This window comes from Ideonella sp. BN130291, assembly GCF_036231905.1.
Taxonomy (GTDB): Bacteria; Pseudomonadota; Gammaproteobacteria; order Burkholderiales; family Burkholderiaceae_C; genus CAMLIZ01.
This window is the reverse complement of the sequence record NZ_JAZARE010000006.1, coordinates 115113-133640: the sequence shown is the minus strand read 5'-3', so window position 1 is coordinate 133640 and position 18528 is coordinate 115113. Positions and strand designations below refer to the sequence as shown.

At 69.5% G+C, this 18528-nt stretch carries 17 protein-coding genes and 1 riboswitch; of the genes, 13 read left to right on the top strand and 4 right to left on the bottom strand.

The genetic code is table 11. From position 1 onward, the window contains the following. Positions 1-14: 14 nt before the first annotated feature. Positions 15-89: riboswitch (S-adenosyl-L-homocysteine riboswitch) on the bottom strand. A 61-nt stretch (positions 90-150) separates the two neighbouring features. Next, the gene (locus tag VPH43_RS14250; RefSeq protein ID WP_328578385.1) at positions 151-951 is read left to right on the top strand and encodes an HAD family hydrolase; all 801 of its coding nucleotides are present in this window, start codon (positions 151-153) and stop codon (positions 949-951) included. 104 nt (positions 952-1055) lie between these two features. Beyond that, complete coding sequence (locus VPH43_RS14245) at positions 1056-3089, top strand: putative bifunctional diguanylate cyclase/phosphodiesterase (RefSeq protein ID WP_328578384.1); 2034 nt, start codon at positions 1056-1058, stop codon at positions 3087-3089. 14 nt (positions 3090-3103) lie between these two features. On the opposite strand, the gene VPH43_RS14240 is transcribed toward VPH43_RS14245, so the two are convergent. Together VPH43_RS14240 and metK are read right to left on the bottom strand one after the other, a co-directional pair. Beyond that, a complete protein-coding gene (locus tag VPH43_RS14240; protein WP_328578383.1) occupies positions 3104-4195 on the bottom strand; it encodes a DNA glycosylase AlkZ-like family protein in 1092 nt (363 codons plus the stop codon). Positions 4196-4256: 61 nt separating this feature from the next. After that, positions 4257-5435, bottom strand: coding sequence for a methionine adenosyltransferase (gene metK / locus VPH43_RS14235; RefSeq protein ID WP_328578382.1), 1179 nt, complete (start codon positions 5433-5435; stop codon positions 4257-4259). A gap of 147 nt (positions 5436-5582) precedes the next feature. On the opposite strand from metK, the gene VPH43_RS14230 reads away from it, so the two are divergent. Together VPH43_RS14230 and VPH43_RS14225 are read left to right on the top strand one after the other, a co-directional pair. Further along, positions 5583-6452 (top strand): lysophospholipid acyltransferase family protein, encoded by an 870-nt coding sequence (locus VPH43_RS14230; protein ID WP_328578381.1) that lies wholly within the window; start codon positions 5583-5585, stop codon positions 6450-6452. Continuing rightward, positions 6449-7330: an LpxL/LpxP family acyltransferase gene (locus VPH43_RS14225; protein WP_328578380.1), complete on the top strand. Its 882-nt coding sequence runs from the start codon at positions 6449-6451 to the stop codon at positions 7328-7330. The genes VPH43_RS14230 and VPH43_RS14225 overlap by 4 nt, the downstream gene beginning before the upstream one ends. On the opposite strand, the gene VPH43_RS14220 is transcribed toward VPH43_RS14225, so the two are convergent. Both VPH43_RS14220 and VPH43_RS14215 read right to left on the bottom strand, forming a co-directional pair. Beyond that, positions 7324-8610 carry an ATP-binding protein gene (locus VPH43_RS14220; protein ID WP_328578379.1) on the bottom strand — a complete coding sequence of 429 codons (1287 nt, stop codon included), beginning with the start codon at positions 8608-8610 and terminating at the stop codon, positions 7324-7326. The genes VPH43_RS14225 and VPH43_RS14220 overlap by 7 nt on opposite strands. Next, positions 8607-9344, bottom strand: coding sequence for a response regulator (locus VPH43_RS14215; protein WP_328578378.1), 738 nt, complete (start codon positions 9342-9344; stop codon positions 8607-8609). The genes VPH43_RS14220 and VPH43_RS14215 overlap by 4 nt, the downstream gene beginning before the upstream one ends. A 167-nt stretch (positions 9345-9511) precedes the next feature. Here VPH43_RS14215 and VPH43_RS14210 point away from each other — a divergent pair, with 167 nt between their 5' ends. The 9 genes from VPH43_RS14210 to VPH43_RS14170 all read left to right on the top strand — a co-directional run bounded on the left by VPH43_RS14210 (position 9512) and on the right by VPH43_RS14170 (position 18519). Further along, on the top strand, positions 9512-9964 hold the full coding sequence (locus tag VPH43_RS14210) for a DUF2147 domain-containing protein (protein WP_328578377.1): 453 nt from the start codon (positions 9512-9514) through the stop codon (positions 9962-9964). Between the two features lie 11 nt (positions 9965-9975). Beyond that, on the top strand, positions 9976-11133 hold the full coding sequence (locus VPH43_RS14205) for a cytochrome c biogenesis protein DipZ (protein WP_328578376.1): 1158 nt from the start codon (positions 9976-9978) through the stop codon (positions 11131-11133). An 81-nt stretch (positions 11134-11214) separates the two neighbouring features. Next, the gene (locus tag VPH43_RS14200; RefSeq protein WP_328578375.1) at positions 11215-12108 is read left to right on the top strand and encodes a PhzF family phenazine biosynthesis protein; all 894 of its coding nucleotides are present in this window, start codon (positions 11215-11217) and stop codon (positions 12106-12108) included. 46 nt (positions 12109-12154) lie between these two features. Then, entirely contained in the window at positions 12155-12784 is a 630-nt protein-coding gene (gene yfcF, locus VPH43_RS14195) for a glutathione transferase (RefSeq protein WP_328578374.1), read from the top strand. A gap of 7 nt (positions 12785-12791) precedes the next feature. Beyond that, complete coding sequence (gene dapF, locus VPH43_RS14190; RefSeq protein ID WP_328578373.1) at positions 12792-13646, top strand: diaminopimelate epimerase; 855 nt, start codon at positions 12792-12794, stop codon at positions 13644-13646. Next, on the top strand, positions 13643-14314 hold the full coding sequence (locus VPH43_RS14185) for a DUF484 family protein (RefSeq protein ID WP_328578372.1): 672 nt from the start codon (positions 13643-13645) through the stop codon (positions 14312-14314). Before dapF ends, VPH43_RS14185 begins: the two co-directional genes overlap by 4 nt. 12 nt (positions 14315-14326) lie before the next feature. Then, complete coding sequence (locus tag VPH43_RS14180) at positions 14327-15247, top strand: tyrosine recombinase XerC (protein WP_328578371.1); 921 nt, start codon at positions 14327-14329, stop codon at positions 15245-15247. Positions 15248-15987: 740 nt separating this feature from the next. Next, positions 15988-16335: a tyrosine-type recombinase/integrase gene (locus VPH43_RS14175; protein WP_328578370.1), complete on the top strand. Its 348-nt coding sequence runs from the start codon at positions 15988-15990 to the stop codon at positions 16333-16335. A 135-nt stretch (positions 16336-16470) separates the two neighbouring features. Next, positions 16471-18519, top strand: coding sequence for an alpha/beta hydrolase family protein (locus VPH43_RS14170; protein WP_328578369.1), 2049 nt, complete (start codon positions 16471-16473; stop codon positions 18517-18519). Positions 18520-18528: the final 9 nt, after the last annotated feature.

Below are 18528 nucleotides of genomic sequence, written 5' to 3'. Positions count from 1 at the left end.
CCACGATGAAACCGTGCGGGTGAGCGCCGTTGCAATGAAGTTCCGAGCCTGGGGCACGATGGATGTGCCTTGCAACGCTCCTCGGAAGGCGTGCATTGTAGCCAAGAGCGGCCCCCAACGGGGCGCAACGCTGTGCAAGACTTGCCGCCCATGCCCTCCACGATGCCCCGGCCGCTGGCCGAACTGTCCGCCGCCGCAGCCGCCGCGGTGCGCGGCGTGTTCACCGACATCGACGACACCCTCACGAGCGAAGGGGCGATCACGCCCGAGGCGCTGCAGGCGCTGCAACACCTGCAGGCGGCCGGCATCCCGGTGATCGCCATCACCGGGCGGCCCATGGGCTGGAGCGAGCCTTTTGCACGTGACTGGCCGGTGACGGCCATCGTGGCGGAGAACGGCGCGGTGGCGCTGTTCCGCGAACAAGGGCGACTGTGCATCGAGTACGCCCAGGATGCCGCGACGCGACAGGCCAACGCCCTGCGCCTGCAGGCGGTGGCCCAGCGCATCCAGCACGAGGTGCCGGGCGCGCAGCTGGCGCAGGACAGCGCCGGCCGCGTGACCGACATCGCGGTGGACCACAGCGAGTTCGCCCGCCTGGACGATGCCCGCATTGCGCAGGTGGTGGCACTGATGCGCAGCGAAGGCATGCAGGCGACCGTGAGCTCCATCCACATCAACGGCTGGTACGGCCAGCACACCAAGCTCAGCGGCGCCGAGTGGATGTTGCAGCGCCTGTTCGGCCGCACGCTGGCCGCAGAGACGCCGCACTGGGTGTACGTGGGCGATTCCACCAACGACCAGCAGATGTTTGCCCACTTTCCGCTCAGCGTGGGCGTGGCCAACCTCATGGCCTTCGCGCCCCAGCTGCACACCTGGCCGGCCTACCTGGCGCAGGCAGAACGCGGTGCCGGTTTTGCGGAAGTGGCGCAACGCCTGATCGCGGGGCGGTGATTCCGCACACCGGTCGCCGCGGCAGGGCTCAAGCCGGCTTGGCGATCGGTCGATAAGCGGCGAAGCTCCGGGAGAAGCGGTTGCAGAAACCGCCAAGAAAACACATGAAGCTTTCCCTTCCGTTGGCCAAGGGCGCGCGCAGCGTCGCCCTGTGGCTGCTGGCTGCCGTCGCAGCGCTGCTGGGCATGGCGGCGGCCATGCAACTGGCCGCGCGCGCGCAGCTGGAAGCGGACGCCGAGCATGTCGCCTTGAACTGGGCGGCCTTCGCGCGCGACACCGTGCCCGACCTCGAGCAGGCGTTTGCCGGCCGCGGCTTCACGCTGGAGGCGCTGCGCCAGCTGCGCCGCCTGCGCCAGGCGGGCGAAGTGTTCCGCTTCAAGCTCTACGACCCGAATGGCGCCACGCTGCTGGTGTCGGATGAGATGGATCGCACGCAGCAGCCGTCCGGCGCCACCGGCGAGCCGCTGGGTGCCGAGCCCGGCGAGCAGAACAGCAGCGTCCGCGCCGTGGTGCTGGGTGGCGGCAACCTGATCGAGCTCAAGCGGGAAGAGCGCAGCGACCGCCCCGCGGTCTACAGCGAAGCCTATGTGCCGGTGCTGCGCGGCGGGCAGGTGCTGGGCGTGGTGGAGGTTTACGTGGACCAGACCGCCCGCGAGCGCCGCATCGCCAAGGCGTTCCGCCAGGTGGCGCTGGCGGTGGCCCTGGTGCTGCTCACCCTGGTGGCGGCCGGCGCCTGGCAATGGTGGCAACGACTGCGCACGCAACGGCGGGCCGACGAGCAGCTGCGCTACCTGGCGCGGCACGACATGCTGACCGGCGCGCTCAATCGCGCGAGCTTCCACGAGGCGCTGCAGCGCGCGCAAAAACGCGCGCAGGAAGGCGGCGCCGGCTTCGCGGTGCTGTGCCTGGACGTGGACGGCTTCAAGGACATCAACGACGCCTTCGGCCATGCCGCCGGGGATACGGTGCTGCGCGCCACGGCGGAGCGGCTGCGCGAGACGGTGCGCGAGCTGGACCTCGTGGCCCGCCTGGCGGGCGACCAGTTCGCCGTGCTGCAGGCCGGGGTGCGCAGCCCCGACGAAGTGAGCGTGCTGGGCCAGCGCCTGGCCGCCGCGCTGGCCGAAGCGCACCAGGTGGCGGGCCAGGCGTTGCAGGCCGGCGTGAGCGTGGGCGCGGCGGTGTACGGCAACGACGGGCTCGACAGCGCCGAGCTGCTGCACAAGGCCGAGCAGGCGCTGCTGCGCGCCAAGTCGCATCACCGCGGCGGTTTCAGCTTCTATGACGCCACCATGGATGAGCAGCTGCAGGCCCGCCGTGCGATCGCGCGCGACCTGCGCCAGGCGCTGTACGCCGACCAGCTGCACCTGAACTTCCAGCCACTGTATGAGCGCGACGGCTGCACCTTGCAGGGCTACGAGGCGCTGGTGCGCTGGAGCCACCCGCAACGCGGCGCGATTCCGCCGTCGCAGTTCATCCCGATCGCCGAGGAGTGCGGCCTGATCGAGGACCTGGGCGTGTGGGTGCTGGCGCGGGCCTGCGACGTGGCCTCCGGCTGGCCGGAATCACTGAGCCTGTCGGTCAACCTGTCAGCGGCGCAGTTCCGCCAGGGCGACGAGCTGGTGCGCATGGTGGCGGCCAGCCTGGAGGCGGCGGGCCTGCCGGCCAGCCGGCTGGAGCTGGAGATCACCGAATCGCTGCTGATGGGCAACACCGAACAGGTGGTGAAGACATTGCACCGGCTCACCGCCATGGGCGTGCGCATCGTGATGGACGACTTCGGCACCGGTTATTCCAGCCTGGCCTACCTGTGGCGCTTTCCGTTCGACAAGGTGAAGATCGACCGCGCCTTCACCCAGCACCTGGACAGCGACCCCAAGGTCGCGCTGATCGTGCGCTCCATCGTGTCGCTCGCGCATTCGCTGAACATCCGCGTCAATGCCGAGGGCGTGGAAACGCCGGCCCAGCTGCGCAGCCTGCAGGCGCATGGCTGCGACGAGCTGCAGGGCTTCCTGCTCGGCCGCCCGGCCCCCGCCACCCAGCTCGACCATGCCGGCGCGCCGCTGGCCGCCAACGAACCCAAGCTGCCGCGCGCGCGCACCGACTTCGCCCCCCTGTCCACCTCGCCGGCCGCCTTGTAGACGGCCTTTCGCAGTCAGGGTTCCAGGCCGAGGAACTGGGCCATGCGCTGCAGCTCGTCGTCCAGGCCGCGCCGGAAGGCCGCATCGCGCGGCGCCTTGCCGGCCACATAACCGGTCTGCGCATTCACTTCACCGTCGCGCACCGTCACGTTCGCCCAGCCGATCACGCGGTCATGCCACAGCAGCGGCAGCGCGTAGTAGCCGCGCTGGCGCCTGGGCGCCGGCGTATAGGCCTCGAAGCGGTAGACCCACTGCCACAGCAGTTCGAAGCGCAGGCGGTCCCACACGATCGGGTCGAAGGGCGCCAGCAGGCGCACTGCGTCATCGGGGGCATGGCGCATTGAGCGCGGGTTCTCGCCTTCGGGCCAATACCAGCGTGTGCCCTCCACCTCGGCGCTGGGCCAGGTCTCGCGTGCATGGGCCAGCATGCGCTTGAGCTCGGGCAGCAGCTGGGGCGCACCACCGCCCAGGTGGTAGGTGAGCTGGCCCAGGCTGCGCGACGGCAGCGGCGCGTACTTCTGCACCACCAGCTTCAGCAGTGCCTCGGCCTTCTGCGATGGCGATCGTTCGTCGCCCGCATGCTCCACCGCCTCGTAGACCCGCACGCCGGCCTCGCGCCGTACCACGCGCAGCATGCCGCGGTAGTGCATGCCGTCCAGCAGGTGGGTGGTGGCGTTCGATTCGCCGCCCCAGTAGTTGGTGGTGCGGCCGTGGTCGAAGGCGGCCTGCACATCGCGCGGATGGCAGGGGCCGTGCTCGCGGATGAAGGCCAGCACGTTCTGCGCGCGGCGGCGCGTGGCGGCATCCCAGGCGCGCTTGGCTGTGCGGGGGTGCATCAGGGCCAGCGTGGCGCGCGGCAGGAAGCCGTAGTTGACGAGGAAGTCCTCCTCGATCGGCAGCCTGGCGTAGCGGCGCTCCAGGTCGCCGGCGCGGTAGTCGCGCACCCGGTGGCGCAGGGTGAGGTCCTGCGCGCGGGCAGGGGCGCGGATCGGGTCGGCCTGCACGAAACCGAGCTTCTCGATCGCGCGGCCGAGGGTGGTGGGCTTGAAGAGGGAGCGGGCGACGGCGTAGCGGCGCAGGTCGTCAAGCGTGATCGGGCTGGGCATGTGGCGCGGGCACCCATGAAAAAGGCGGCCGAAGCCGCCTTTGAATTCGGTGGGGTGGACTTTACTTGCCCGCGGCTGCGCGCAGTGCGGCTGCTTTGTCCGTGCGCTCCCAGCTGAACTCCGGCTCCTCGCGCCCGAAGTGGCCATACGCGGCGGTCTTCTGGTAGATCGGGCGCAGCAGGTCCAGCATCTGGATGATGCCCTTGGGCCGCAGGTCGAAATACTCCTGCACCAGCTGCGACAGCTTCTCGTCCGACACCACGCCGGTGCCTTCGGTGTACACGGTCACGTTCATCGGGCGCGCCACGCCGATGGCATAAGCCACCTGGATCTGGCACTGGCGCGCCAGGCCGGCGGCCACGATGTTCTTGGCCACGTAGCGGGCGGCGTAGGCGGCCGAGCGGTCCACCTTCGTCGGATCCTTGCCGGAGAACGCGCCCCCGCCGTGCGGGCAGGCCCCGCCGTAGGTGTCGACGATGATCTTGCGGCCGGTGAGGCCGCAGTCACCCTGCGGGCCGCCGATGACGAAGCGGCCGGTCGGGTTGATCAGGTACTTGGTGTCCTTCAGCCATTCCTTGGGCAGCACCGGCTTGATGATCTCCTCGATCACCGCCTCGATGAAGGCCGGCTTCATCTTGGCGCCGTCGCTCATCTCCGGGCTGTGCTGGCTGGACAGCACCACGGTGTCGATGCTGTGCGGCTTGCCGTCCACATAGCGCATGGTCACCTGGCTCTTGGCGTCCGGGCGCAGGAAGGGCAGGCGGCCGTCCTTGCGCAGCTGGGCCTGGCGCTCGACCAGGCGGTGCGCGTAGTAGATCGGCGCGGGCATCAGCTCGGGCGTCTCGTCGCAGGCGTAACCGAACATCAGGCCCTGGTCACCGGCGCCGGTGTTCAGGTGGTCGTCGCTGGCGTGGTCCACGCCCTGGGCGATGTCGTTGCTCTGCTTGTCATAGGCCACCAGCACCGCGCAGCCCTTGTAGTCGATGCCGTACTCGGTGTTGTCGTAGCCGATGCGCTTGATGGTGTCGCGCGCGACCTGGATGTAGTCCACGTGCGCGTTGGTGGTGATCTCGCCGGCCAGCACCACCAGGCCGGTGTTGCACAGCGTTTCGGCCGCCACGCGGGAGCGCGGGTCCTGTTCGAAGATCGCGTCGAGAATCGCGTCCGAGATCTGGTCGGCCACCTTGTCGGGGTGGCCCTCGGAGACGGATTCGGATGTGAAGAGGAAGTCGTTCGCCACTTTCTTAAACTCCTAGGTCGTTGCACTGAGGCGTCGCCGGAGTCCTGGTTCGGAAAAGCGGCGAACGCTTTAGCGGCATTTTTGAATCGCCCCGCAAGTTGTTCGGTTAACTCGGCGATGCGCGCATTATAGAAATAACACTTTCCGATGCTGCCCCTAATGCACTGGCTGGCGCGCTGGCCTTTGCGACTCCTTCACGCTCTTGGCGCCCTGCTCGGCTGGCTGGCTTATGGCCTGTCCGCGGGCTACCGGCAACGCCTGAACGACAACGCCGCGCTGGCCGGGCTGACACCCGCGCAGCGCCGCCGCGCCATAGGAGAAGCGGGGCGCATGGTGGCCGAGGTGCCGTGGGTCTGGCTGCATCCACCTGGGCGCTCCATCGCCGACTGGATCACCTGGGATGGCGCCGAGCTGATCGACCAGGCGCTGGCCCAAGGCAAGGGCCTGTTGCTGCTGACCCCCCATCTGGGGTGTTTTGAGGTCTGCGCCCAGGCCTATGCCCACCGCTACGGTGCCCAGCAGCCGATGACCGCGCTTTATCGCCCCGCGCGCAAGGCCTGGCTGCGCGAGCTGGAGGAGACTGCCCGCGCCCGGCCCGGCCTGCACACCGCGCCGGCCGCGCTGTCCGGCGTGCGCCAGATGCTGCGCGCGCTGCGAAAGGGCGAAACCGTGGGCCTGCTGCCCGACCAGGTACCGCCCGAGGGCCTGGGCGTGTGGGCGCCGTTCTACGGCAAGCCCGCCTACACCATGACCCTGGCGGCCCGCCTGGTGCAACAAAGCGGTGCTGCGATGGTGCTGATGTGGTGCGAGCGCCTGCCACGCGGCGCCGGCTACCACCTGCATGTGCGGCCTGCGCCTGCGCTGCCCACCGCGGCCGCCAGCGACGAGGCCTTGCAGCTGGATTGCGCCACCACCGTCAACCGGGCGATGGAGCAGCTGATTGCCGAACGCCCCGAACAGTACCTCTGGGGCTACCACCGCTACAAGGCGCCACGCCGGGAGCTTAAGCCTTCATGAGTGTGTTGGGTGCACGGGCCGCGCTGGCCTTCCTCTGGCTGTTCCACTGGCTTCCCCTCGGCATGCAGGCGGCCATCGGCCGCGCCGTGGGCCGCCTGCTCTACGCCGCGGCCGGCAGCCGCCGGCGCATCGCGCAGCGCAACCTCGAGCTGTGTTTCCCCGACATGCCGCCCGCCGAGCGCGAGGCCCTGGTGCGGCAGAACTTCGAGTGGGTGAGCCGCAGCATCCTCGAACGCGGCCTGCTCTGGTATGGCTCGGCCGAGCGCCTGAAGCGCCTGATCCATGTCGAGGGCGACATCGGCTTTGCCGCCGCCACCGACCGGCCGGTGATGTGGCTGGTGCCGCACTTCGTGGGGCTGGAGATCGCGGGCACCGCCAGCGCGCTGCAGCCCCGGCGTGTGGTGTCGATGTACCAGACGCAGAGCAACGCGGTGTTCGACGCCGCGCTCAAGGCCGGCCGCCTGCGCTGGAACAATGGCGACTTGCTGCCGCGCCACCACAATGCGCTGCCGCTGGTGAAGGCGATCAAGCGCGGCATGGTGTTCCTCAACCTGCCGGACATGGACTTCGGTGCGCGCGACGCGGCCTTCGTGCCCTTTTTCGGTGTGCCCGCCGCCACCTTGCTGGCACCCTCGCGCCTGGCGAAGAGCCTCCACATGGTGGTGCAGCCGGTGGTGACGGAAGTGCTGCCCGGCGGCCAGGGCTACAAGGTGCGCTACCTGCCGCCGTGGGACGACTTCCCCACAGAGGACGCCGAAGCCGACACCTTGCGCATGAACCGCTGGATCGAGAGTGAGATCCTCAGGAACCCGGCGCAGTACCTCTGGGTGCACAAGCGCTTCAAGACGCGGCCACCGGGTGAGAAGTCCTTCTACTGAGCCGGCAGGCTCAGGCGCGCTTCCAGCCCGCCGCCCGCGCGCGCCAGCAGGTGCAGGCGGCCACCCAGGGCTTGCGTGAGCTGGCTGGCGATGGCCAGGCCGAGGCCGGCGCCGCCGGTGTCGCGGTTGCGGGACGCTTCGATCCGATAGAAAGGCTGCAGCACGGCGGCCAGCTGATCCGGTGCAATGCCGGGCCCGCGGTCGCAGACGCTGATGTGCACCGATCGGGCGTCGCTGCGCACGATCAGCTCCGCCGCACCGGCGAACTTGAGCGCGTTGTCGACCAGGTTGCCCACCACGCGGCGCAATGCCTGCGGGCGAGTGGTCAGCGGCCTCGGGTGCGCTCCGGAAAGCAGCACTTCACGGCCTGCGTCGGTGTAGTCGCACACCAGGCTGTCGAGCAGCGCATGCAGGTCCACGGGCTGCGCCGGTTCGGCCGCGGCATGGGCCGAGCGGGCATAGGCCAGGCCTTCTTCCACCAGCGCCTGCATCTCCGCGAGGTCGGCCTGCAGCTTGCCCCGCAGGGCGGTGTCGGCCATCGTTTCGGTGCGCATGCGCAGGCGGGTGATCGGCGTCTGAAGGTCATGCGACACCGCGGCCAGGATCTGCAGGCGTTCGGCCAGGTGGCTGGCGATGCGGCGCTGCATGGTGTTGAAGGCCGCAGCGGCGCGGCGCGCTTCGGTGGGCCCGTGTTCGGCCAGCGGTGGGGCCTCGGGGTTGCGCCCCAGTGCGTCGGCGGCGTGGGCCAGCTGCGCCAGCGGCTGCGTGGTCTGCCGCACCGCCCAGGCGATGCAGGCGCCCAGCAAGGCGAGTTGCAGCAACAGCAGACCGGCGGTGGTGGCCGACACCATCAGCCGCGGTGGCTGCAGCGTCAGCGCCAGCGGCGAGCCGTCGGCCAGCCGCAGGTCGAATGCCAGCTGGCCGTCGGCCTGCGCCACGCGGAGCAGCCGACCAGGGCCCAGCTCGGCGCCAAGCGCATCGGCGATCTCCTTCACCAGCGCCGAATCCGCCGCCGGCCCGGCGGGCGCCGGCGTCAGCGCGTAGCGGTAGTTGGCGCGTGCCAGCCGGGGCAGCCAGGCCGCACGTTCATCGCGCGGCAGGCGGTCCAGCATCGCCACGGACGCAGCCACGTCGCGCCCGAGGTAACCCAGCATCATCGAGCGCGACAGCTCGCCACGTTCGCGCAGCACCGACCACAGCGCCAGGGCATAGGCCAGCAGCAGCCCGAGCGCCAGGATGGCGGCGATGCGGGCAAACAGCGAGCGCGGCACGCCCCTCATGCCGAGGCCCCGGGGGTGACCTCCGCGCAGAACACATAGCCCTCGCTGCGCACCGTCTTGATGTAGCGCGGCTCGCTGGCGGCATCGCGCAGGCGTTGGCGCAGGCGGCTCACCAGCAGGTCGATGGAGCGGTCGAAGGGGTCCGCGTCACGGCCCTGCGTGAGGTTGAGCAGCTGGTCGCGCGTGAGCACGCGCTGGGCGTGGTCCATCAGCACGCGCAGCAGCCGGTATTCGCCGCCGGTCAGCGACACCAGCGTGCCTTGTGCGTCGACGAGGTGGCGCGCGGTGGTGTCCAACCGCCAGTCGCCAAAACACAGCTCGCGTGCCTGCCGCACCGGCTGCAGGTTGGGTGGCAGCATGCGGGTGCGCCGCAGCACCGCACGGATGCGCGCCAGCAGCTCCCGTGCGGCAAAGGGTTTGGTGAGGTAGTCGTCCGCGCCCATCTCCAGGCCGAGGATGCGGTCGGCTTCGTCGGCGCGCGCGGTGAGCATCAGCACGGGGATGGGCGCGGCCTCGCGTGTGCGCAGCTCGCGGCACAGCGCCAGGCCGTCTTCGTCCGGCAGCATCAGGTCCAGCACGATCAGGTCGATGCGGGCACTGGCCAGCACCGCGCGCATCTCGCGTCCATGGCGGGCGGTGCTCACGCGCAGGCCGGCCGCTTCCAGGTAGTCGCGCAGCAGCGCGAGCAGCTCGCGGTCGTCGTCGACGAGCAGCAGGTGGTCGGGCGATTCCATGGCGGCACCTTAAGCGCGAACGCGCGCCGGACGATCGCGGGTTTGTATCGCAGTTTGTATGGCGGCGGCCGCGACACGCTCGCTTGCAGCCGCGCCCATCGCCGACAAACGCCCGATACGCAACGCCGCTGCAATGGAGGCTCCCTTCACCGACGAGGAGCTCCTTCATGTCCACCCGATCATCGCTGTGCGCGGCCGCCCTGGGCCTGGCGTCCCTGGCCGCCTTCGCGCAAGCACCGTCTGCCGACCCGCGCGGCCGCTGGATCACCGCCAGCGGCAACCTCGAAGTGGAGGTCGCGCCCTGCGGTGCGGCCCTCTGCGGCGTGGTCACCAAGGTGATTGCCAACCACTCCATGAGCCGGCCTGGCGAGGCGATGCAGCCGGCGGACACGCGGCCTGCGCTCGGCATGACCCTGCTGAAGAACTTCACCGCCGAAGAAGGCGAGGCCGGCACCTGGCGCGGCGAGATCTACAACCGCGAGAACGGCAAGACCTACAGCGGGTTGATGTCGCTGGACGCCAACGGCGCGATGGTGCTGAGGGCCTACGTCGGCCTGCCGGCGTTCGGCAAGACGCAGCTGTGGCAGCGCGCGGCCTTCGCGGCCGACGCGCCACGCTGAAAGGGCCTGCCATGCTGCAACTTCTGCTTGCCGGCGGCGCCGGCATGGCCACCGTGGCCAGCCCCTGCATCCTGCCCATGCTGCCGTTGCTGCTGGGCGGCACCGTGGGCCACGGCGGCCGGGCGCGGCCGCTGTTCATCGTGCTCGGTTTCGTGCTGTCGTTTTCGGCCGCGGGGCTGGCGTTTGGTGCCTCGGCGCGTGCGGCGGGCTTGTCGCAGGACACGGTGCGCCAGCTGGCCATCTTGGCGTTGCTGTTGTTCGGCACCCTGCTCGCCTGGCCCACGCTGCTGGACCGGGTGATGGCGCCGTTCGGCCGCGTGGCGGACCTGGCCGCCCGCTTCGGCCGGCGCAGCGGCAGCGGCCGGGCGGGCGGTTTCCTGCTGGGGCTGAGCTTGGGTGCCTTGTGGACACCTTGCGCCGGGCCGGTGCTGGCGTCCATCCTGGCGCTGGTGGCTGGCGAGCAGGACACCACCCGCGCCGCCGTGCTGCTGCTGGCCTATGCGCTGGGCGCGGGTGTGCCGATGCTGCTGATCGCCTACGGCGGCCAATGGGCCGGCAACTCGGTGCGGCGCCTGACGCGCCATGCCACGCGGCTGCGCCAGGGTTTCGGCGTGCTGGTGATCGGCACGGCGCTGGCGATGCAGACGGGCGCCGACGTCTCCGCCGCCGCCTGGCTCGCGGACCTGGCCTCCACGCCCGCCGAAGCGAGCGCCCCGCGTGCCGCTGCGGCGCCCACCGTGGCCCCCGAGTTCGAGGGCATAGCCGCCTGGTTCAATTCCGCCCCGCTCACCGTGGCCGGGCTGCGCGGCAAGGTGGTGCTGGTGGACTTCTGGACCTTCGGCTGCGTCAACTGCGTGCGCACCTTGCCGGCGCTCAAGGAGTGGCATGAACGGTATGGCGAGCAGGGGCTGGTGGTGGTGGGCGTGCACACGCCGGAGTTCGGCTTCGAGCGGTCGGCGGCCAACCTGCAGGCGGCCATCAACCGCCACGGCATCCGCTATCCGGTGGCGCAGGACAACGGCTACCGCACCTGGAACGCCTGGGCCAACCGCTACTGGCCGGCGCAGTACCTCATCGACCGGCAGGGCCGCATCGTGCTGCGCCACTTCGGGGAGGGCGACGAGGCGGCGATCGAGCAGGCGATTGCGCGCGAGCTGGCCCGCCCGTGAGGCGCCCGATGCGCACCCGGCATCAGTCGCTGCGAAATCGGCAAGCCTGCGCCCGACCGGCCGGCATACAGTCAGCGACCCATGAACAGCACCCTCCGCTTCGACTACCGCCACGTCGATGTCTTTGCCGCGCAACCGCTGCGCGGCAACGGCCTCACCGCCTTCCAGCTCACGCAGCCGGTGCCCACCGCGTTGCTCCAGCGCATCACGCAGGAGATGCGCCAGTTCGAGTCGATCTTCCTCTGGCCCACCGAGCAGCCCCAGCGCTGGCGCGCCCGCATGTTCACCATGGAAGAGGAGCTGGGTTTTGCCGGCCACCCCGTGATCGGCGCGGCCTGTGTGCTGCATGAACAGCATGCGCCGGGGCAGGCCACGCTGGAGCTGGAGCTGCAGTTGCCGGCCAAGCAGGTCACCGTCACCAGCCGCCGCAACGGCAGCGCCTACTCGGCGGAAATGGACCAGGGCGAGGCGGAGTTCGTCTCCACCATCGGCCAGGCGGCTCAGGGCGAGCTGCTGGGCGCGCTGAACCTGCAGGCCGACGACGTCGCCCCCGGTCTGCCGCTGCAGGTGGTGTCCACCGGGCTGCCCTACCTTATCGTGCCGCTGCGTGCCGGCCTGGACCGCACGCGCATCGTCCATCCGCAGCTCGAGTCGCTGCTCGCGCCCTGGGGCGCGAAGTTTGCGTATGCCATCGACGTGGACACGCTGGAAGGCCGCACCTGGGACAACGACGGCCGGGTGGAGGACATCGCCACCGGCAGCGCCGCAGGGCCTGCGGCGGCGTACCTCGCCCGCCATGGCCGCATCCCGATCGGCCGGCGTGTGGCGCTGCACCAGGGCCGCTTCCTCGGCCGGCCCAGCGAGCTGCATGTGTTGGTCAGCGGCGGCGCCAGCCTGTCGGTGCGTGTCAGCGGCGATGTCGCGTTCGTGGGCGCCGGCCATCTGCTGCTGCCGGCGAGCGAGCTCGCGGGCTGATCTCTTGCCACTTCCTTTCATTACTGACGATCAGGACGATAGCCCCATGAGTTCCCTGCTGCTGTGCATCGATGCCGACCACCTGAGCCCCTGGGCCCTGTGTGCCCATGTGGCCCTGCGCGAGAAGGGCCTGCCCTTCGAACTGCGCACGCTGAACCTGGACGCCGGCGAGCAACATGCCGATGACTACCGCGACGCCTCGGTCACCGGCCGCGTGCCGGCCCTGTGCGTGGACGGGCGCTTCTGGCTGGCCGAATCCACCGCCATCGTGGAATACCTGGAAGAACGTTTTGCGCCGCCGCAGTACGCCGCCCTGCTGCCGCGCGACCTGGAGCAGCGCGCACGCGCACGCCAGGTGCAGGCCTGGATCCGCAGCGACCTGCTGGCCCTGCGCAAGGAGCGCAGCACCGAGGTGGTGTTCCGTGGTGCCCGCGGTGCAGCGCTGTCGCGCGACGCGCAGCAGGCGGCCGACAAGCTGGTGTCCGCAGCCACCCGGCTGCTGGCGCACGGCGGTAAGTTTCTTTTTGGCGACTGGTGCATTGCGGACGTGGACCTGGCGGTGATGCTGCAGCGCCTGCTGCAGCATGGCGACGCGCTGCCGGCGCCGCTGCGCGCCTATGCTGAAGCCCAGTGGCAGCGGCCCTCGGTGGCCGAGTGGGTGCGCCAGCCCCGATAATCCGCCCATGAGGCTGCGCTTCACCAAGATGCACGGCGCGGGCAACGACTTTGTCGTGCTCGACGCCACCCGCGAGCCGCTGGCCCTGTCGGCGGAGCAGTTGCGCAAGCTGGGCGACCGGCGCTTCGGCGTGGGCGCCGACCAGATCCTGATGGTGGAGCGCAGCAGCCAGCCCGGCATCGACTTCCGCTACCGCATCTTCAACAACGACGGTGGCGAGGTGGAGCAGTGCGGCAACGGCTCGCGCTGCTTCGTGCGCTATGTGCGCGAGCACGGCCTGACCGAGCAGCGCACCGTGCGTGTCGAGACGATGAACACGGTGCTGGAGCTGCGCGAGCAGGACGACGGCCGCGTCACCGTCGACATGAGTGCGCCGGTGTTCGATTTGGCTGCAGTCCCCTTCGATGCCAGCCGCCTCACGCCGCGCGAAGTCAACGGCTTCGCGCTCTGGCCGCTGGCTTTGGGCGATGGTGACCAGGTGGACGTGGCCGTGCTGTCCATGGGCAACCCGCATGCGGTGCAGCGGGTGGTGGACGTGGACCGTGCGCCGGTGGCCATCCAGGGCCCGCAGATCGAAGCGCATGAGCGTTTCCCGCGCCGTGTGAACGCGGGCTTCCTGCAGGTGGTGAACCGCAGCCACGTGAAGCTGCGGGTGTTCGAGCGCGGCGCCGGCGAAACCCTGGCCTGCGGCACCGGCGCCTGCGCTGCCGTGGTGGCCGGCATCCGGCTGGGCTGGCTGGACAACACCGTGGACGTCGACATGCGCGGCGGACGCCTGACCATCGAATGGGCGGGCGGCAGCAGCCCTGTGCTGATGACCGGCCCGGCCGAGACCGTATTTGAAGGAGAGATCGAGCTGTGAACGGCATCACCGAAGGCGACATCGCCAACTTCCTGGCCAACACGCCGGGGTTCTTCGAGCGCCATGCGGAGCTGCTGGCCAGCATCCAGCTCACCAGCCCGCACGGGCAGCGCGCGGTGTCGCTGCAGGAGCGGCAGATGGAAATGCTGCGCGACAAGATCAAGGGCCTGGAGTTCAAGATCATCGAGATGATCCGCAACGGCCAGGAGAACGTGGCCATTGCCGACCGCCTGCACCGCTGGACCCGCGCCCTGCTGCTCACCGCGGCGCCGTCGCAGCTGCCGCAGGTGCTGGTGGACGAGCTCAAGCACCAGTTCCTCATTCCGCAGGCGGCGGTGCGCCTGTGGGGCGTGGCCGAGGCCTACGAGCCGCTGCCGTTTGCCAAGCCGGTGAGCGGCGACGTGCGCAGTTTTGCCTCCAGCCTCACCTTGCCCTACTGCGGCATCAACTCCGGCTTCGAAGCCGCGGGCTGGCTGGACGATACGTCCACCGTGATGTCGGTGGCGCTGATCCCCCTGCGCCACGCCGGCGCGGAAGCGGCCTTCGGCCTGCTGGTGCTGGGCTCGCCCGACCCCACGCGCTACACCGCCGACATGGGCACCGAGTTCCTGATGCGCATCGGCGAGATTGCCGGCGGTGCGCTGTCGCGCCTGCTGCCGGCCCAGTAGGCCGGCGCTGACATGAACGACACGCTGCAGCGCTACCTGCAGCACCTGACCAGTGAGCGTCGCCTGGCGCCGCGCACGCTGGCGCTCTACACCGACGCACTCCAGCGCCTGCAAGCCGCCGCAGACGAAGCCGGCGTGCCGCTCAAGCAGGTGCAGGCCCACCACATCCGCCGCTGGGCGGCCCAGGCCCACGCCAAAGGCCTGGCCCCGCGCAGCATCGCGCTGTTGTTGTCCGGCTGGCGCGGGCTCTACACCTGGTGGGGCCACCAGGGCGGCGTGGCGCACAACCCGGTGCAGGGTGTGCGCGCGCCCAAGGCCGCGAAGCCACTGCCCAAGGCGCTGGCGGTGGAGCAGGCGATGGCCCTGGCCGACCAGGACAACCCGCACACCGAGCCGGCCCTCCAAGCACGCGACCACTGCATCGTGGAGCTGCTCTATGGCTGCGGCCTGCGGGTGGGTGAGCTGGTGGGGCTGGATGTGACGCCGGGTGCCGCGGCCGCCGGCTGGATCGACATCGGCGATGCCAGCGCCCAGGTGCTGGGCAAGGGCAGCAAGCGCCGCAGCGTGCCGATCGGCCGTGCTGCGCTTCAGGCGCTGCAGGCTTGGCTGAGCGAGCGAGTCGCGATGGCACCGGCCGGCGAACCGGCTTTGTTCGTCAGCCAGCGTGGAACGCGGCTGAGCGCCAGCCAGATCCGGTCGCGGCTGAAGGGGCTTGCCCTGCAGGCCGGGCTGCCGACGAGCGTGCATCCGCACATGCTGCGCCACAGCTTTGCGTCGCATCTGCTGCAGAGCAGTGGCGATTTGCGCGCGGTGCAGGAACTGCTGGGGCACGCGAATATTCGCACCACGCAGGTGTACACGAGGCTGGATTTTCAGCATCTGGCCAAGGTGTATGACTTGGCGCATCCGCGGGCTCGGAAGAAGTCCGAGTAGTGGGGATTTGCGCCTGCGGCGGTGGGTGGGTTTGCGCTTTGCGTGGAGCCCGCCGGTCGCGCCCGGCCGGCGGTCACTTTCTTCTGCTGGCTCAGAAGAAAGTAACCAAAGAAGAGAGCCTGCGAAGACCAACATCCGATTTCGCTCGCTCACTCCGAACGGGGGCCCGGTTCTCTGGTGAGTCGCTCGGTCGGTAGAGGTCCAGAGGCCACTTGTGACGAGTGCCTTGGCTTGTGTGCACCGCGCGCTCGACGTTCTTCCATCCTCCGTGTGCCGGCGCTTCGCTGCGCTCGCTCGGACATGGCACGCGGAGGCTGGCTGGTGGTCGAGTGATGGGTGGGGCGATGTGCTTGGCTGGTGCCAAGTGGCCTCGGGTCTGCAGCAATGTCAGCGTGCCCCCCGAAAACCGGCCCCCGATTCGGCGTCAACGAATCTGATCGGATGTTGGTATTCCCAGGCACCTTCTTTGGTTACTTTCTTCATGCCAGTGAAGAAAGTGACCGCCGGCCGGGCGCGACCGGCGGGCTGTGGCCACGGGCCAGAAACCCAGCCCGCGCCGCAGGCGCAAAGAACCACCACCCCCTGTGGCAGGATGCGGCGTTCACCACATCGGCTCACCGTCCCAACATGAAGTCCATCCACCTGCGCGAAGGCAAAGAACGTTCGCTATTGCGCCGCCACCCTTGGGTGTTCCAAGGCAGCGTGGCCAGCGGCCAAGCCGCTTGCGGTGAAGCAGAACGATGGCGCTGGCCGACCAGGACAACCCGCACACCACGCCGCTGCTGCAGGCGCGCGACCGCTGCATCGTGGAGCTGCGGTACGGCTGCGGCCTGCGCGTGGGCGAACTGGTGGGGCTGGACGTGGCGCCCGGTGCGGGAGCCGCTGGATGGATTGACATCGGCGACGCGAGCGCGCAGGTGCTCGGCAAGGGCAGCAAGCGCCGCAGCGTGCCCATCGGCCGAGCAGCATTGGGCGCACTCGAAGCATGGCTCGCCGAACGCAGCGCGCTGGCACCCGCGGGCGAGCCCGCGCTCTTCGTCAGCCAGCGTCGCACGTGCCTGAGCGCAGCGAAATCCGCTCGCGCCTGAAGGTGCTGGCGCTTCATGCGGGCCTGCCTACGAGCGCGGCGCATCGGCGGGCGAAGAAGAAGTAGCGGCCGGTTGCGCCCGCGCCCTTGCGGGACAATCGCCGTGCGACATATAGCAGACGAACAAGGGGGGATGATGACGCACTCCAAACGACGATATTCGGTTCCGGCGCGCGCTGCCGCGTTGCTGGGGGGGATGTTGTTGAGCTGGGGCGTGGTGCGTGCGAGCGACGCCGCACCGGCGCCTGCGCCCGGCGCGTCGGCGCCACTTCCCGCCGAGGCGTTCGTCCGGCCGCCCGCAATGCGCAACGTTGCGCTGTCGCCCGACGGGCGGCGGCTGGCGATGCTGGTGGCCACACCGACGGGGTATGTCGGCGCGGCCGTGATGGACCTCGACCCCATCGGCAAAGTCCGTTGGGTGGCCAGCTTCGTCGACGCCGATGTGGAGCGGCTGCAGTGGGTGAACAATGATCGGCTGGTCTTCTTCGCCGCCCAACGGTCCTTCGTGGTGCAGCATGGCGGCGCAGGCCTGTTCGCGGTCGATCACGACGGGAGCCGCCAGCGACGCCTGATTTCCTGGATCCACCACAACGAGGAAACCGGCTCGAACATCCAGTCGCGCGTATTGCCGTATGGCTGGAACCTTGAAACCACGCTGGACGACGGCAGCGCGGACGTGATCGTGAACCGTCGCATCGTCGACGGTCGCGACGAGGTGCAGGGTTTCACGTTGGCGCGGCTGAACACACTGGACGGTATCCGGCACAACATGAGCATCGGCCAGCCCGCGCGGACCTTTGGCTGGCTTCTGGACAAGACGCTGACGCCCAGGGTGGCGACCAGTCATACCAAGGGGCGGACGCAGGTGTGGTGGCGTGCCGAGGGCGCCAGTGCAGAGTGGAGCTCGCTGGCCGAGTTCGACGACTTCACCCCAAGCGATGCCTTCTCGCCTTGGCAGATCGATGCGGACGGCCAGCTTTTGGTCACCGCCTACGGCAGCGGGGACACCGAGGCCCTCTACCGCTTCGACACCGCAGCGCGGCGCCTGCTCCCCGAGCCCTTGGTGCAGGTCAAGGGCTTTGATCTGGACCCCGTTGCGGAAACGGACCGCCAGACCAATCAACTGGTCGGCGTCCACTTCATGGCTGACCGGCCGTACAGCTATTGGTTTAACGCCGAGCTGGGCCGGGCTCAGCGGGGCCTCGACGCTGCACTTCCCGGGCGCACGAATCGCATCTACTGCGGACGCTGCGAGAGCACGCGTTTCCTTGTCGTGCGCTCGTCCAGCGACCGCCTGCCCGGGGAGTACTACCTGCTGGATCGCCAGACGTCCGCCATGCAACCGCTGGGCAAGGAGCGTCCGTGGATCGACGAAGCCACCCAGGGGCGCCGCAGCTTTCACCGCGTCGCCGCCCGGGACGGGCTGCAGTTGCCGGTGTATGTAACCCACCCTGCGGGGTCCAAGGCCGATCAGCCGCTGCCGACGGTGCTGCTGGTGCATGGTGGCCCGTGGGTCCGCGGCAGCTCGACGGAGTGGGATGCGGAAGCGCAGTTCCTGGCGTCGCGCGGTTACCGTGTGTTGCAGCCCGAGTTCCGCGGCAGCACGGGGTATGGCGCCAAGCTCTTCAGGGCGGGGTGGAAACAATGGGGCCAGGCGATGGACGAGGACTTGGTGGACACCGTGCAGTGGGCCGTGAAGCAAAAGCTCGTCGATGGCTCCCGGGTTTGCATCATGGGCGCCAGCTACGGCGGCTATGCGGCCCTGATGGGTGTGATCAAGTCACCCCAGCTTTACCGTTGCGCCATCAGCTTCGCCGGCGTGACTGACCTGCGCCTGATGCGTGACGTGGCCTGGAGCGACATGAGCGAGGAGTACAAACGCTACGGCATGCCCGTGTTGGTGGGCGATCCTGATCGTGACAAGGATTTGTACGACCGCTATTCGCCGCTCCAGCGCGCCGGTGACATCAAAGTACCTGTGCTTGTGGTGCACGGCGGTGAAGACCGCCGCGTCCCCGTCGTCCACACGCGCGAGTTCGTGTCTGCGGCGCAGAGGGCAGGAGTGAGCGTGCAGAAGCTGATCTATACCGAGGAGGGTCACGGCTTCTACGATCTGGCGAATCGGGCCGACTACCTGCGCCGTGTCGAAGCCTTCCTGAAGGAGTCGATGGCGGGCTCGCGCTGAGCGCGCCCT